Source organism: Microcystis sp. LEGE 00066 (assembly GCF_015207925.1).
Taxonomy (GTDB): Bacteria; Cyanobacteriota; Cyanobacteriia; order Cyanobacteriales; family Microcystaceae; genus Microcystis; species Microcystis ichthyoblabe_A.
Window position 1 is genome coordinate 1 of the sequence record NZ_JADEVX010000110.1, and the last position, 14,950, is coordinate 14,950.

Genomic DNA, 14,950 nt, shown 5'->3' on the forward strand with positions numbered 1-14,950 from the left:
GTGTAGGGTTTTACCGATTTTGAGGGGGTCAATTACCTAATTTTCAGGGAAAAGTCCCTGAATTTTCCCCCCGATCACTCCCATATTTGGTACTTTTTGATTGACAAAAAGTCTAAAAGTCTTACCCAACAAGGTTTTTAGATTTATTCAGCAAGTCCTAACTAAATTTTCGTGGGGAAATATATCGATTTTAGCCTCTAGAGAACGCCCACCGCTAAACCGGTTGGGTTGACCCAAGGAAACCCAACAAAAAGTCATGAGAGCCGGGGAATAGCGATCGCCATTCGGGAGAAGAATAATGTCTGGGGGAAGTTCAGTTATTAACCGAATTAAGCTGTTTTTGCAGTGCCAAAATGCGATCGTTTGTAGCTGGATGGGTGCTGAGAATTGTCGGGGTAGAACCCCCCTGTTGTGTTAATTTTTGCATAAAGGAGATCATTGCCGTGGGTTCATAACCAGCCCTGGCCAAATTTGTTAAACCCAGTCGGTCCGCTTCTAATTCATCCTTGCGACTGTTTGGCAAACTGTAGGCGAGATTAACCGCCAATTGTACCCAATTTTTTGTCTCTAATCCCGCCGCACTGAGAAGTCCTTGGGCGAGGGCAGTATTGCGTAATTGGGTGATAGAATGACGACCGACGATATGGCCGATTTCATGGGCAATCACGCTGGCTAATTCGGCCTCATTATCAGTAGTTTTAATCAATCCCGTGTGTAAATAGACAAATCCGCCCATAGTTGCGAAAGCGTTAATGCTATTGTCGCGCACCACTTGAAAAGTGTAGGGAATGTCAGGGCGATCGCTAGTTGCCGCTAATTGCTGCCCGATTTCTTGGACATATTGGTTAATTCTGGCATCTTTGGACAGTTTCACCTTACCTGATTCTAATAAACCTTGATTAATCTGCCTACCGATGGCGACTTCCTGCTGAGGAGAAATAGTGGAGAGTTGAATAACTTGCACACCCCGAAAAAGTAAATCCATCCACGAGAGCGCGGAACTGTTTTGGGGATTGATAATCCCGATACTCAGGCTGAGCAGCAGAGAAATTATTGTTAATAGCCAAAAACGGCAGAAAATAAGGCGCATAGACGATTCGATCCCATAAAAACCTCATTCTTATTCTAGACATTGTCTATCAGCCTTTGTTTGTTACTGTCCCCGATTGGTTTGATAGACGTAAAAGTTAAATAAATCGAATAAACTGCCAACAAAAGCAAAAGTAACAGCGATGGTTAACATTCCTTGTAGGGGATAACCGTCACCGAAAATGGTTAAAAATTGCAGGATTTGGCTAAAACCCGCCTGAGAAACCCAAGTAAAGCCGGGGACGTGACTGGTGGCCAATAAAGCAGTTAAAATAGAACCCACCAAGAGGACGGGAGCAACAAAACTTAATAGGGTGGAAAATAGCAGAGAACGGAGCAAAGTAAGCATGGGTGCTGATCTCCAGAGAATTGGGGCGCGATCGAACGGGAATAAGAACTTATACTCGCTCCCCTATAGAATATACGTTCATCTCGGCCAAGGACGGTTTTTTAAAAAATCTTAAAATATCATTAAGATTCTTGGCCAAGGAAAATAGGGCAGAGGAAGTCCCCACAGGAGCGTACACCGGTGGGGATGCAGCGACTGCCTCCTTTCCGCTTGCTCAAATCCGCTGCTATAACGTTGACCATTAACTGCCCGAAGCGGATAAAACCAGAGGATGATAGAAAAGTTAGAATTACCCTTTCATCTATGACCCTAGATATTATCCCCGAAGGGGAAGAACGCAAAGTAGAAGCTGTCAGTAGTGCCGCTATTGATGGGGCCCCGATCGCCTATATTGTTGTCTTAGCCGCCATTGTCACTACCCTTTCTTTTATCCCACATTCCGCACCCTAAAGTGTCACATTGAAAATTTTATCCAAATCGTCAAAACGATTGCTGGCTCTGAATTACAGGCTAATTTGTTTGTCTAGCAGATGCACAATTAGCCCTAAAAATCTGATAGCTCTGATACCAAATTATTGAGATAAACTCTCATTAAGCTGGCGATCGCTGACTAGAGTGTGACACTTCATAATTCTTAGTAATCGCTAAAAGTCTTACTATACAAGGGCTAGAGCAACTTTTGATTTCAACGACTAGGGTGCGGAATGTGGGTTTATTCCCTTCTCCATTGTCCTCGCTTCCGGCGGTAGTATGCCCCTCAGTCAAGCGGTTTTTCCCCTCTTGGGTTGGTTACTCGGCCCGATCTCTGGAGCGATCGCTAGTGGCATTGGGTCTTTAATTGGGGCTTTTCTTGCCCCCTACACGGCAGGAATTCCCGCTATTTCGGTCTTTGGGGCAATTATAGCCAGTTTTGTGGCGGGAACGATGGTTTTAGGCAAAAAACGCCGTTATTGGTGGTTAGGATTGACGTTAATTTTTCTGATTCCCCTGTTTATCTACGCTAACCGGGCGATCGGACTGAACGGCATTTCGCCACAAGTCTTTATTGCTGGCGCTTTCGTCGATTGGTCGGCTTTGGTATTATTTATCCTACCGACCCGGACTCTTTTTCCTCATTGGATCAAAGGTAGCAATTTAGCCCTAGTAGCGGCGGGAATTTTTGGGGGTACCTGGACCGCCAGCGGCCTCTCCCATTTAGGAGCCGTCGCCATTACCTACTCGATTTTTAACTGGCCAGAAGAAGTCTGGATCGCTTTAATTGGGATCGTTCCCATAGAAAATCTGATTCGTTCCCTCGTCGGTATGGTGATCGGTTGTGGTGTGATTGCCGGTTTACGGGCGATCGGTCTGGTTAAATCAAGAGAGGCGATCTACTAGGTAGGAGCTGCTGAAAAAGTTTTTCCTGGGGACAGGGTGTGGGGTGTGGGGTGTAGGGGCGGACTCAACAGCAAGAATTGCCAGGTTGCGTCCAACCCGACACCGAAAAAAAAGAGAACTAGCGTTTTAGCCAACTCATCATCGCCCGCAGATCTTGGCCGACTTCTTCGATCGAATGTTCTGCTTCTTGACGACGCATAGCGGTGAACCCCGGTTTACCTGCTTGATTTTCGAGGACAAACTCTCTGGCGAATTGTCCCGATTGAATTTCCCCGAGGATTTTCCGCATTTCGGCCTTAGTCGCTTCCGTCACCACCCGCGGACCGCGAGTGTAGTCACCGTACTCGGCTGTATTGGAAATACTATCGCGCATTTTGGCTAAACCGCCCTCGACGATCAGATCGACGATCAGTTTTACCTCATGTAAACACTCAAAATAGGCTAATTCGGGCTGATAACCTGCTTCTACGAGGGTTTCAAAGCCAGCTTTAATTAAAGCACTTAAACCGCCGCATAATACTGCTTGTTCGCCAAAAAGGTCGGTTTCTGTCTCCTCGCGGAAAGTGGTTTCCAAAACCCCGGCCCGAGTGCCACCAATACCTTTAGCGTAGGCCATTGCCCGATCGCGTGCTTGGCCGGTAGCATCTTGATAGACGGCGAATAAACAGGGGACCCCTTGACCTTGTTCGTAGGTGCGACGGACGAGATGGCCCGGTCCTTTGGGGGCAACCATAACCACATCGACATTATCCGGGGGAACCACTTGACCGAAATGAATATTAAAGCCGTGGGCAAAAGATAACACCTTGCCTGCGCTTAAATTCGGGGCAATTTCGTGGAGATAAATCGTTTTCTGCACTTCATCCGGTAAGAGGATCATGATCCAGTCGGCAATTTTAGCGGCTTCGGCCACATCATAAACCGGAATACCGGCTTCTTTGGCTTTGATGGCCGATTTACTGCCGGGATATAGACCAACAATCACATTAACGCCACTATCCTTGAGATTTAATGCGTGGGCATGACCCTGGGAACCATAACCAATAATAGCGATCGTTTTCCCCGCTAATAAGTCTAAATTGGCATCCTCATCATAGTACATTCGTGCCATCGAACTCGCTCCTTAAATTTTTTTGTCACTGTGCAAACTCCTAATTATACGCGAAAATCACGCCCGTCAGAAGCATTTGATCGCCTATTTCTAGGAGTCAAGAAAAAATAGTGTCGAGAAAATTCAAATTTTCTCGAGATATTTGGGTACTCTAACTAGGGAAAGCTGACTTGATCTAGTGGAGCAGAAGGGGGGGATAATGGCCAATTTTTAGCTTGGACTTGGTTCTTTCACCAAAATTGATTACAATATCATCATCAATAGCTGCTTCCTCTGCTCCTATCCAGTTAGGATTAACCTCGGTCTGAACACAGATAATCAGGTTAATATTAGTGCAGAAATAGCTTCTCCCCCCCTCGATTTTCACCTGTTCTGGGTAAATTACCCAGTTAGGATCGTTGATAGACTGATTTACTGCCTTGATCGATACTAAATAAAATCAGGTGAAAAGATCAAGATTATTGGCTTTGTTGATCACCAATTCCCTTAGAGCTGCCCCAGAAAATCTATGGTAAGTTTTTTTAAGAAGCTATTGACAAAAAAAACTCAAGGTATTGGGTTAGAGATTACCCCAGAGCGTCTTAACGTGGTTCAGATCGCCAAACAGAAACAAAATTATAAATTAGTTAAATGTTGTTCGTCGGATATCCCAGAAGGCATCTTTGAGGAGGGAAAAATCGTCGATTCCGTCGCTTTAGCGGAATTAATCCAAGAAGTCCTCAAGGAAAATAAAATTACTAGCAAACGAGTCGCTACTGCTGTCCCCATGCGCGAGTCAATTATCCGGATTATCCCTATTCCCTCGGAATTGGACGATGAGGAATTGCGCGATCTGGTCTTAAATCATGAAGCTAATTTATACCTTCCCTATCCGCGGGAGGAAGTGGATATCGACTACCAAAAACTGGGCTACTTTCAGGATGAAGACGGGATCGAAAAGGTGCAGGTTTTGCTGGTAGCTACTCGTCGGGAGATCACCGATGCCTATATGGAAACCCTGCAACGGGCAGGATTACAGGTAGATGTGCTAGAAATTAATAGTTTTTCCCTAATTCGGACGATTCGCGATCAGTTGCGACAGTTTAGTTCCAATGAAGCTACCGTTATTGTCGATATAGAATTTGATAACACGGAAATTGCCATCGTGGTGGACGGCGTTCCCCAATTTTCCCGCACTGTCCCCATCGGCACTTTCCAGCTACAAAACGCCATTTCCAGGGCGATGAATTTGCCCACCCCCCGCAGTCCTGAGATTCTTTTGGGGATGACAATCCCGATCACTGCCTTTGATAGTCTTGACACCAATACCGGTGCTTCCAGAACCTTTACTACCGCCGGGATTGCGGCACTGATGCGGGTTTTAGGGGAATTAACCGATGAATTGCGGCGATCGATTAATTTCTATCTTAACCAAAGTGATGAACTGGAAATGGAAATTGTCCAGTTACTTTTAGCCGGTCCCGGGGGCGGTTTAGCGCAACTAGACGAATATTTTACTCAACGTCTCAACGTCCCCACCACGGTAATCGATCCCATCACATCACTGAACTTAGATACAACTCAAGAGATTCCTAATGCCGAAAGACCTGGTTTAGGAACAGTCCTCGGTTTAGGATTGCGGGAGGTTGACAATTAGCTAACGTTTTGGCTCTTCTGGTTTCTGTGTGGAAACGAGGTCTATACTGATAGTTTCTTCGACAAAATAGTCCTAAAAGTGTTACCCGATAAGCATTTCACGATTCCATAAGCAAAAATTATCACACAAAGTCGAGAAGAGCCACGTTTTGTTAACATACACTCACATACGCTACTAATTAGGGTTGGCTGAATAATAGTAAAACCCTTTTAAAATAAGGCTTTTGACCTGTTAAAATCCAATGTTCATGTTGCGAAAATCGGATTGGGACATTCAAAAACCTGGCCTTATTATTTTTTTAGTACATAAACTGGTACAAAGAAGCAGGGCAACAAAGCCTGAAACTCCCGACTCCCGACTCCCGACTCCTGACGACCGGCTACTCACTCCTAACCCCACCAACAAACTTTTTCAGCAAACCCTAAATAAAGAGGTTTTGACAACCAAATTAAAGCATATCTAAAGAGTTTTGGGTTAAAAGTTAAACTTCAGGTTTTCATTCATAACAAATGAACTAACTAATTTTTTGGGGAAAATTAGTTAACCCACGACCATAACATATAATTGATTGGCAAGAGTTCTTTTGATGAAAGGCTATGGGTATCAGCATCCTGAGAATCTGGGCAATCGCAGCTAACAGTTTTCGCGAGGTTATTCGCGATCGCATTCTTTACTTTATCGGGTTTTTTGCCTTGTTGATGGCCTTCGCTTGGCGTTTATTACCAGAAATTGCGGTGGGAACCCATCAAAAAATCTTTCTTGACTTGGGATTAGCCGCTATCGGGTTATTAGGGGTAATTGTCGCGATTTTTGTGGGTACAGGGCTAATTAATCAGGAAATTGACAAGAGAACTATTTTAGTTTTGATTCCTAAACCCCTGAGTCGGGCCGAATTTATCCTCGGTAAACACTTGGGTTTGTCTGGGGTTTTAGCGGTGATGTTGGGGGTAATGTTGGTGATTTACCTGCTGATGTTGCTGGGGATGAAAGTATCTTTTCAAGCTTTACCCCTGATTGTCTCGGTTTTCTATCTCGGTTTGGAATTAATTCTGATTGCAGCCGTGGCGATCGCTTTTGGGGTATTTACCAGTTCGATTTTAGCCACGCTAATGACTTTTGGGGTCTATCTAATGGGTCACATCAGCAAAGATCTGATCCAATTGGGTATAATCAGCAAAAATCCCAATATTCTCGCTATCACCAAAAATATTTATCTAATTCTCCCAGATTTGGAAAGATTGAATTTTAGAAATGAGGCCGTTTATGGTTTGCTCCCTAGTGCTGATGTCTTAATCGCTAATGCCCTCTACAGTCTCGTTTATACTGGTCTATTATTGGGTATCTCCATCCTCATCTTTTCACGACGACAATTTTAAATGGGGTTGCCGAGTCAAGGAATGAATGTCATCGCCATCGATTAGTTTATAGAGATGATTAGCCATGAAATTAAAGGCCCAACTGCATATTTTAAGTCGAGAAGCGGTCAATTACGGACTGGCAACCGTGGTCATGGACGAAGCGGTTAATCCCGTCCTTGCAGCTTTTGCTAGACAGTTAAAACATTTACAATACTATGTAGTTCAGAATAGCCAAGGTGATTGGTTACTAACCACCTTAGCTCATCGGCAGCAGCCAGAACAGGAAAAAAGGGTGATCTATGCTTTTGCTACGGAAAAAATGGCCATATCTGCCCAAAATACTGCTAATTCACCCCTATCAACGCTCCTGATTCCCGTAACCCATCTTTTATTCCAATTATTTGCCGTAGAAAAAGTAGATAGTATTATTTTTCTGGAAAATGCACACACCGCTCAAACAGGAAAAGAAATCTCCCGTATCCAATTAAAGGCTAATATTGAAAAACAACTACAAAAACTGGGGACAATTCCTGCCAATCTTGCTTAATTAGTTATCCTTAATCAAGGCGAATTAGATGTCATACTAAATCCGTTGAGTATAGGCTACATATCAGGAGAGGCAATAGGCACTCTTGCAATAGGCAAAAGGAGAAATAGATAATCAGTCTGTAATAACGAGATTTAGCATTACCACCAGAGACTTTTTAAGCTGGCAACTTGAGTCTAGCCTAATCAGGGAGATTATTTAGAGCCGATCGTATAAACAAGCACCTGAGCCAAACGGCTAGGAGCATATCGGTTACTATAGAGAGTGTCTATTTTCTCAAAACCGACCTATGGTGCGAGAAGATCTTAAGAAAGAATTAGATAAACTAAACGATGATCAACTGAAAAAGATTGCTGATTTCATAGCCGACCTTGAGTTTCAGTCTGGACAAGTCCCATCGTCTGTTCCGCTTTGGCAAAGAGCAACACCATCCCAGAGAGCTAGGGAATTGCGTGAATGGGTGTTACAACTTCCCAAAGATAGTCCGAGTCTAGGAGATGAAGCCTTTAGTCGCGATAGTATTTACGAATGATGACGAGATATTTACTTGACACTAATATTGTTATGCGATTGTGCAATTGTTCCGACCTACAGCATAAGCTGGCAACCAATGCAGTTTCTCGTCTGCTCATGCAATCAGATGAATGTTTCCTTGCGACACAAGTAATAATTGAGTTTTGGGTTGTTGCCACCAGACCAACTGAAGTCAATGGTTTGGGTTGGTCTGTAGAACAAACCAGAAGCATGATAGATCAACTTCTCGCTCGTTTTCCAGTCTTGGCAGAATCTCGGCAGATTTTTACAAATTGGCTGAACTTAGTCACAACTAACAGAGTGATGGGTAAACGCACTCATGATGTTCGTCTCGTTGCGGCTATGCTTGCCAATGAAATTACACATCTGTTGACCTTTAATCCCAGTGATTTTGCGGGTATATCAAGTATTGTAAAGTTTTGTAAAAAATATATGCAAATGACTGCAAACAACTGCTAATATTATGGTTAGTACAAGTTTACGTTGCAGTTCACATGAAACTATCAGATTATGCTAAGAAAAAAGGGATCAGTTATGACACTGCTTGGAGAATGTGGAATCGAGGGCAGTTACAAGGAGAACGTCTTCCTACAGGAACAATTATTATTTTTGAAGATGACCGTTCTTGCGGTGAAAATAAAGTAGCTATTTATGCGCGAGTTTCTAGTTCAGAAAATCAATCTAACTTAGAGACTCAGGCAAAAAGATTGGAAGCTTATTGTATTGCGAAAGGCTATCAAATTGTTCGAGTAGTTAAAGAAGTAGGAAGTGGAGTCAATGATCATCGAAAGCTATTATTAAAACTTCTAGAACAAACTGATTATAATTTGATTGTCATAGAACATAAAGATCGTTTAAGCAGAGTAGGGTTTAATTATCTGAAAGTTCTTTTAACTCAAACAAATAGAGATATAGAGGTCGTTAATCTAGCAGAAGAAAGAAAAGACGATTTAATGCAAGACTTCCTGAGCATAATTACCTCATTTTGCGCTCGATTATACTCATTAAGACAACGAAATAGAAAGATAGAATGTTTAATTAAATGCCTTGAGGAGAATGATGAAATTAGTTCAAAAACATCTAATTAAATTTAATCACAAAAATTATTCAGTAATTGATAAATTAGGATTTTTATCGAAGAATCTGTATAATTGTGCTATTTATTTAAACCGTCAAGTTTTCTTTTCACATCAACCATTTTTAACAATGACTGAGTTACATCATGCCTTAAAAATGAGTCCAGATTATCAAGCCTTACCCGCCAAAGTAAGTCAGTTAGTATTAAAGCAAGTAGAAAAAACCTTTAAATCCTACCAAAAAGCGAAAGAACAATACAAAAAATCGCCAGATAAATTTACAGGAGAGCCTAAGTTGCCAAGATACAAAGACAAGGAAAAAGGTAGAAACGTTTTAACTTATAACTATCAAGCCATTTCTAAAAAAGCGTTGAAGCAAGGTTTAATCAAGCTATCAGGGACTAATTTAGAATTTAAAACTAATTTAAAGGAAGTCTTAGAGGTCAGGATTATTCCTAAATTGGGTGCTTATTGTTTAGAGATTGTCTATGAACAACCATCCTCATCAAGTCAAGAGGGAGAAAGATATGCTTTTATCGATTTAGGCTTAAATAACCTAGCTGCTGTTACCTCTAATATTCCCGAATTTCAGCCAACTTTAGTATGTGGAAAAGCCTTAAAATCCTGCAATCGAAAGTACAACAAGACACTAGCTAAACTCAAATCGGAATTACCCAGTCTCCAGAAGACCAGTAAAAGAATACAAGGTTTAACTTTAAAGCGTAATTGCCAGGTGGATTATTACCTCCACACCGCTAGTAAATATATTATTGATAAATTACTAGCTCATCAAATTAACCTTTTAGTTATTGGTCATAATCAAGGCTGGAAACAAAACATTAATATTGGAGATAGAAATAACCAGTCATTCGTAAATATTCCTCATTCAAGGTTTATCGAACAACTTACCTATAAAGCAAATTTAGTAGGAATAGAGGTCAAAACAACTAATGAAAGCTATACCTCTAAATGTAGTTTCTTGGACTTAGAGTCTATTCAAAAGCAAAAAAGCTATTTAGGCAAGAGAATTAAAAGAGGACTATTCAGAAGCTCGTCGGGTTATTTCTATGGAGCAGATATTAATGGTTCCTTAAATATTGGAAGAAAGGTAGTCGGAGAGGCCGCCTTTAGCGGGAATCCGATAGAGAGGTTCGTAGTTAACCCAGTACGGGTCAAAGCGTACAAAGCTAATTCTAGATGCAATATTTGCGTACAGAATTAGTAACTATTACCATAACTCATCCACAAGATTTGAACCCGTTTGATACTAATGAGCCATAGTGTTGGCGAGCGCCGCATAACTCAATCGTTATCAATAGGGAAAAGTTAATTATCTGCAATGGCCTTTTTTACTCGCACTCACATTACCATGACTGAGCCAACCCGATTAAACTATCACGATACCTATTCTTGTCCCGTCTGTCGCCATGGTAAAATCGCCACTTTACCACTCATGGAAGCCTATGCTTGTAACTTTTGTCAACACATTTTTACTGCTAATTTAGAACAACAGGTTTTAAAAATGGCCGATAGTCAATTACCCTTAACTTGGTATTGGAATGGTAAGTATTGGCAGGGTTTACCGAGAGAAGGAATGGAGATAGCAGGTTTTTACTTAATTATCGGTTTAGGATTTGTGATTTTTCCCACAGCAATCGTGGCTACGGGGGCCTATCTTTTTCCCCCAGTCGAGGGGAGTCCTCTGTCATGGGTGCCTCTATTTTGGTCGATTTTAACCTTTATTTGCCATGGTATTTGTTTACTCTGGTTAATTATCGAATATTATCAGTTTCCCGTTAATATGTATCTACGGGCCTTGGCTCGTCGTTGGCAAAATTCTTTTGTTACCCGATTATTATCCTAACGGTTATTTAATCCTAGAAAGGGGAGCAGGAAGTGGGGTGTGGGGACAAAAAATCTGATAACTGATAACTGATAACTGATTACTGATAACTGATAACTGATTACTGATTACTGATTACTGATAACTGATTACTGATAACTGATAACTGATAACTGATTACTGATAACTGATAACTGATTACTGATAACTGATTACTGATAACTGATTACTGATAACTGATTACTGATAACTGATTACTGATAACTGATTACTGATAACTGATAACTGATTACTGATTACTGATTACTGATTACTGATTACTGATAACTGATTACTGATTACTGATTACTGATAACTGATAACTGATTACTGATTACTGATTACTGATTACTGATTACTGTTCCCTAAATTGTCCCTAAAGGACAAAATTGACCCGATAATTCTAGTTTATTGTTTTGCAGCAGATATAAACCGTACTCAATTCCTTCTACTACTGCTTGATAGGAAGCTTCTAAAATATTACTAGACACTCCCACAGTAGTCCATCTTTGTTGACCGTTACTGGACTCGATTAAAACCCTAGTTTTCGCTGCCGTCCCCGAACCACTATCGAGAATTCTCACTTTATAATCGGTCAGGTGAAAGTTAGCAATTTCGGGATAGAATTTGACTAAAGCCTTTCTTAAAGCCCGATCTAAAGCGGCCACTGGACCGTTACCTTCGGCCACTTCTAATAAATCTTCCTCTTTTACCCGTACTTTAATTGTTGCAATCGCATTACCACTATCCCGCAGCATATCACAATAAACTTGGAATCCTTTTAATTCAAAAAGGTGGCTTCTCTGTCCCAAAGCTTCCCGCATTAATAACTCAAAACTAGCTTCGGCTGCCTCAAATTGATAACCCTGACTTTCCAATATTTTTAAACGTTCCAATATTTGCCGACAGGTGGGATCATCTTTATTTAAATCGATGCCAAAACTACGCGCTTTCGCTAAGACATTACTTAACCCCGATTGGTCAGAAATGACGATGCGGCGCTGATTCCCGATCGCTTCCGGATTAATATGTTCGTAGGTGAGGGGATTTTTCGCCACCGCAGAAACGTGAATTCCGCCTTTATGGGCAAAAGCGGAACGTCCGACGAAGGGAGCATGATCATCCGGGGCTAAATTGACCATTTCGCTGATTTTTCGGCTAGTTCCCGTCAATCGGCCTAATTGATTTTCTTCTAGGCAAGAAAAGCCCATTTTTAACTGAAGATTGGGAATTAAAGTACATAAATTGGCATTGCCGCAGCGTTCCCCATAACCGTTAATTGTGCCTTGAATCATGCGTGCGCCCTCGTTGACTGCCGCTAAGGAGTTGGCTACGGCGGTTCCTGCGTCATTATGGGCATGGATGCCTAATTTAGTCCCATTTTCGTTATCAGGATCGATACCTAATTGCTCCCGCACTTTCTCCACAATAGGGGCGATTTCTTGGGGTAAAGTGCCACCGTTGGTATCACAGAAAACTAACCATTCGGCCCCGGCAGCCCTGGCGGTTTTCAGGGTTAAAAGGGCGTATTCGGGGTTATTTTTGTAACCATCAAACCAATGTTCGGCATCATAAATGACTCGTCTTCCCTGACAGCGTAGATACTCGATCGTATCTCCTATCATGGCTAAATTCTCCTCCAGACTGGTTTTTAAGCCCTCTGTGACGTGCAGATCCCAAGATTTGCCGAAAATTGTCACCCAACGGGTTCTAGCGGCGAGAATGGCGGTTAACATCGGATCTTCTCGGGCTTCGACATGGGGGCGACGAGTGGAACAAAAAGCGACTAATTCCGCTTGTTTTAGGGGTTCTTCGTGCAGTTTCCAGAAAAATTGACCGTCTCTAGGGTTTGCGCCGGGCCAACCGCCTTCGATAAAAGGAATGCCCATTCTATCTAATTCCCTGGCGATTTTAATTTTATCTTCCAGGGAGAGGGAAATACCTTCTCGCTGGGCCCCATCCCGGAGAGTAGTGTCATAGACCCAAATGCGCTTACCATTGTTCATAGAAATAGTCAATAGGTGTTAATATTAATTAATAACTGTAGCGACTTAAAATCACGCCCCTAATGCCTAGAATAACAGTTTACGGTCAAACAATCACCTGCGATCGAGGTGAAAATCTTCGTTCAGTTATCAGTTATCAGTTATCAGTTATCAGTTGTCAGTTTTGAGTCAACAGTATTAAGTGTTAAAGTGTTAGAGTATTAAGTGGCAAGTTCGGAGCCTTCTTTTCACTGATTAATGATTACTGTTTACTGTTCACTGTTTACTGTTCACTGTTTACTGATTAAGGTTATCAAATGAACGAGACAATAATTTTTCGGATATCACCAATAATTCGGGTAACTTTATTAAGTTTATATGTGGCGTTAACCATCCCGTTACCCTTTTTAGCAAAAGTCACTAATTCCCCCGTTAATCCCAATTTTCTTTGGTTAGGAATCAGCTTAGGATTAATCGCTTTATACGGAGCTTTAAGTGAAAGAGTGATTTTATCAGAGACAGGGATACAAGTTACCTATCCCCAATGGTTTCCCGCTTTTCTTCGCTCTGGTTGGTGGTTAAATTGGACAGATATAAAAGAACTTAAATGTCGCAGTACGGGACAGGGTGGTTTAGTTTATTATTTCCTTGATCGCTCCGCGGAAAAAGCCTATTTATTACCGATGCGAGTAGTGGGGTTTAATCGCATGGTCAAAATAATCGAGGAAAAAACTAACTTGGATATGACCGATATTCGCCCCCTTTCTCAGCCTTGGATGTATGGAATTCTTTTTATTCTCACCCTATTTTTATTATTAGTCGATGGGTGGACTATTGCTACGGCGAGAACTATTATTCCCTAATAAATTCGGCTCAAAACGTAATCCACTAGCTCGATTAGCACCTCTTTTGAGGGAGAAGAAGCTAAACAGTCAAGGTGTTTTAAGGCACTTTGACCGTATTGACTGGCTAACTCTTTTGAGCGAGGAATCCCTTGGCTAGAGTGAATAAAATCAAGAGCTTTTTCGATGTCTCCTTCCTGACTAAATTCCCGTTCGATCAACACTTCTATATAGGGATTTTCCTTCATGGCAAAGAGAGCAGGAGCAGTGATATTACCACTGATCAAATCGGAGCCAGAGGGTTTTCCTAATACTTCTGTGGGGGAGGTAAAATCGAGAATATCATCGACGATTTGAAAAGCTAATCCTAAATTGCGACCATAATTATATAAATGATGATTAACTTCAGCCGATTGCTCGCTTAATACCCCAGCGGCTTTGGCACTATTGGCAATTAAAGAAGCAGTTTTGTAGTAACTTTTTTCTAGATAAGCTTCCAGGGAGATACTGGTATCAAAGCGATTAATTCCCTGTTGAATTTCCCCTTCAGCAAAATCGCGAATCACTTCTGAGAGTAATTTTACCACTTCTAAATTATCTAAATTAGCTAGATACCAAGAGGATTGAGCGAAGAGAAAATCCCCCGCTAAAACCGCCACGCGATTGTCAAATAAACTGTTAACGGTGGGAACACTGCGCCGCAATTCTGCCTCATCTACCACATCATCATGGACAAGACTGGCAGTGTGGATCATCTCCGTGATTTCCGCTAATCGACGATGACGGGGAGTGATATCCCGGTCTAACATAGTAGCGCGAGATACCAGCAACACGATCGCCGGTCGAACGCGTTTACCACCAGCCTCGAACAAATGTTCTGCTGCCGCCGCTAAAATGGGATGACGAGCGCCGACGAGATTTTTTAAGTTATCGGTCAAAAGACGGAGATCATCGTCAACGGGTGCGAATAAAGAAGTTGTTGGGATCATTGGTTAGCCAATTGGCGAGATAGTTACGAAAGTTTACATATCCTTACATTTATTTTAAGCTAACCGTCCAGACTAGGGAAGGGGAAGCATCAGTGATCAGTGATCAGTAAACAGTGAGGGGTTGGAGGTTGGGGTTTTGGGGTATTAGTTGAAATTTCCCCATCTCCCCCCACAC

15 protein-coding genes and 2 pseudogenes are annotated in these 14,950 nt (G+C 41.9%); 12 read left to right on the top strand and 5 right to left on the bottom strand.

The genetic code is table 11. From position 1 onward, the window contains the following. Window positions 1–313: 313 nt before the first annotated feature. Entirely contained in the window at window positions 314–1,090 is a 777-nt protein-coding gene (locus IQ224_RS15160; RefSeq protein WP_002749372.1) for a M48 family metallopeptidase, read from the bottom strand. A gap of 63 nt (window positions 1,091–1,153) precedes the next feature. Then, complete coding sequence (locus IQ224_RS15165; RefSeq protein WP_002749370.1) at window positions 1,154–1,438, bottom strand: hypothetical protein; 285 nt, start codon at window positions 1,436–1,438, stop codon at window positions 1,154–1,156. 303 nt (window positions 1,439–1,741) lie between these two features. Here IQ224_RS15165 and IQ224_RS15170 point away from each other — a divergent pair, with 303 nt between their 5' ends. After that, entirely contained in the window at window positions 1,742–1,888 is a 147-nt protein-coding gene (locus IQ224_RS15170; protein ID WP_194033160.1) for a hypothetical protein, read from the top strand. A gap of 261 nt (window positions 1,889–2,149) precedes the next feature. Beyond that, window positions 2,150–2,815 (top strand): annotated as a pseudogene (locus tag IQ224_RS15175) (hypothetical protein); the annotation flags it as partial. A gap of 118 nt (window positions 2,816–2,933) precedes the next feature. Here IQ224_RS15175 and ilvC read toward each other — a convergent pair. Next, a complete protein-coding gene (gene ilvC / locus IQ224_RS15180) occupies window positions 2,934–3,926 on the bottom strand; it encodes a ketol-acid reductoisomerase (RefSeq protein ID WP_194033155.1) in 993 nt (330 codons plus the stop codon). Between the two features lie 508 nt (window positions 3,927–4,434). Here ilvC and pilM point away from each other — a divergent pair. The 8 genes from pilM (at window position 4,435) to IQ224_RS15220 (ending at window position 10,941) form a co-directional block, all read left to right on the top strand. Further along, window positions 4,435–5,562 carry a type IV pilus assembly protein PilM gene (gene pilM, locus IQ224_RS15185; RefSeq protein ID WP_194033156.1) on the top strand — a complete coding sequence of 376 codons (1,128 nt, stop codon included), beginning with the start codon at window positions 4,435–4,437 and terminating at the stop codon, window positions 5,560–5,562. A 596-nt stretch (window positions 5,563–6,158) separates the two neighbouring features. Continuing rightward, window positions 6,159–6,938, top strand: coding sequence for an ABC transporter permease (locus IQ224_RS15190; RefSeq protein ID WP_002749362.1), 780 nt, complete (start codon window positions 6,159–6,161; stop codon window positions 6,936–6,938). A 64-nt stretch (window positions 6,939–7,002) separates the two neighbouring features. After that, a complete protein-coding gene (locus IQ224_RS15195) occupies window positions 7,003–7,467 on the top strand; it encodes a hypothetical protein (protein WP_002749361.1) in 465 nt (154 codons plus the stop codon). A gap of 289 nt (window positions 7,468–7,756) precedes the next feature. Continuing rightward, the gene (locus IQ224_RS15200; protein ID WP_194033157.1) at window positions 7,757–7,999 is read left to right on the top strand and encodes a hypothetical protein; all 243 of its coding nucleotides are present in this window, start codon (window positions 7,757–7,759) and stop codon (window positions 7,997–7,999) included. After that, complete coding sequence (locus tag IQ224_RS15205; protein ID WP_080612767.1) at window positions 7,996–8,460, top strand: type II toxin-antitoxin system VapC family toxin; 465 nt, start codon at window positions 7,996–7,998, stop codon at window positions 8,458–8,460. Before IQ224_RS15200 ends, IQ224_RS15205 begins: the two co-directional genes overlap by 4 nt. 35 nt (window positions 8,461–8,495) lie before the next feature. Next, window positions 8,496–9,089 carry an IS607 family transposase gene (locus IQ224_RS15210; RefSeq protein WP_002749355.1) on the top strand — a complete coding sequence of 198 codons (594 nt, stop codon included), beginning with the start codon at window positions 8,496–8,498 and terminating at the stop codon, window positions 9,087–9,089. Beyond that, window positions 9,061–10,299: an RNA-guided endonuclease TnpB family protein gene (locus tag IQ224_RS15215; RefSeq protein ID WP_002749353.1), complete on the top strand. Its 1,239-nt coding sequence runs from the start codon at window positions 9,061–9,063 to the stop codon at window positions 10,297–10,299. The genes IQ224_RS15210 and IQ224_RS15215 overlap by 29 nt, the downstream gene beginning before the upstream one ends. Before the next feature lie 147 nt (window positions 10,300–10,446). Next, window positions 10,447–10,941 (top strand): hypothetical protein, encoded by a 495-nt coding sequence (locus IQ224_RS15220; protein WP_036403222.1) that lies wholly within the window; start codon window positions 10,447–10,449, stop codon window positions 10,939–10,941. A gap of 383 nt (window positions 10,942–11,324) precedes the next feature. Here the strand turns inward: IQ224_RS15220 and cimA are convergent, their stop codons facing one another. Next, window positions 11,325–12,965: a citramalate synthase gene (gene cimA / locus IQ224_RS15225; protein ID WP_194033158.1), complete on the bottom strand. Its 1,641-nt coding sequence runs from the start codon at window positions 12,963–12,965 to the stop codon at window positions 11,325–11,327. A 62-nt stretch (window positions 12,966–13,027) separates the two neighbouring features. Here cimA and IQ224_RS25050 point away from each other — a divergent pair. Both IQ224_RS25050 and IQ224_RS15230 read left to right on the top strand, forming a co-directional pair. After that, a pseudogene (locus IQ224_RS25050) lies at window positions 13,028–13,096 on the top strand ((2Fe-2S)-binding protein); the annotation flags it as partial. 165 nt (window positions 13,097–13,261) lie between these two features. After that, window positions 13,262–13,807 (top strand): hypothetical protein, encoded by a 546-nt coding sequence (locus tag IQ224_RS15230; protein WP_016517316.1) that lies wholly within the window; start codon window positions 13,262–13,264, stop codon window positions 13,805–13,807. Here IQ224_RS15230 and sds read toward each other — a convergent pair. Next, window positions 13,804–14,775, bottom strand: coding sequence for a solanesyl diphosphate synthase (gene sds, locus IQ224_RS15235; RefSeq protein WP_194033159.1), 972 nt, complete (start codon window positions 14,773–14,775; stop codon window positions 13,804–13,806). The genes IQ224_RS15230 and sds overlap by 4 nt on opposite strands. Between the last annotated feature and the right edge of the window lie 175 nt (window positions 14,776–14,950).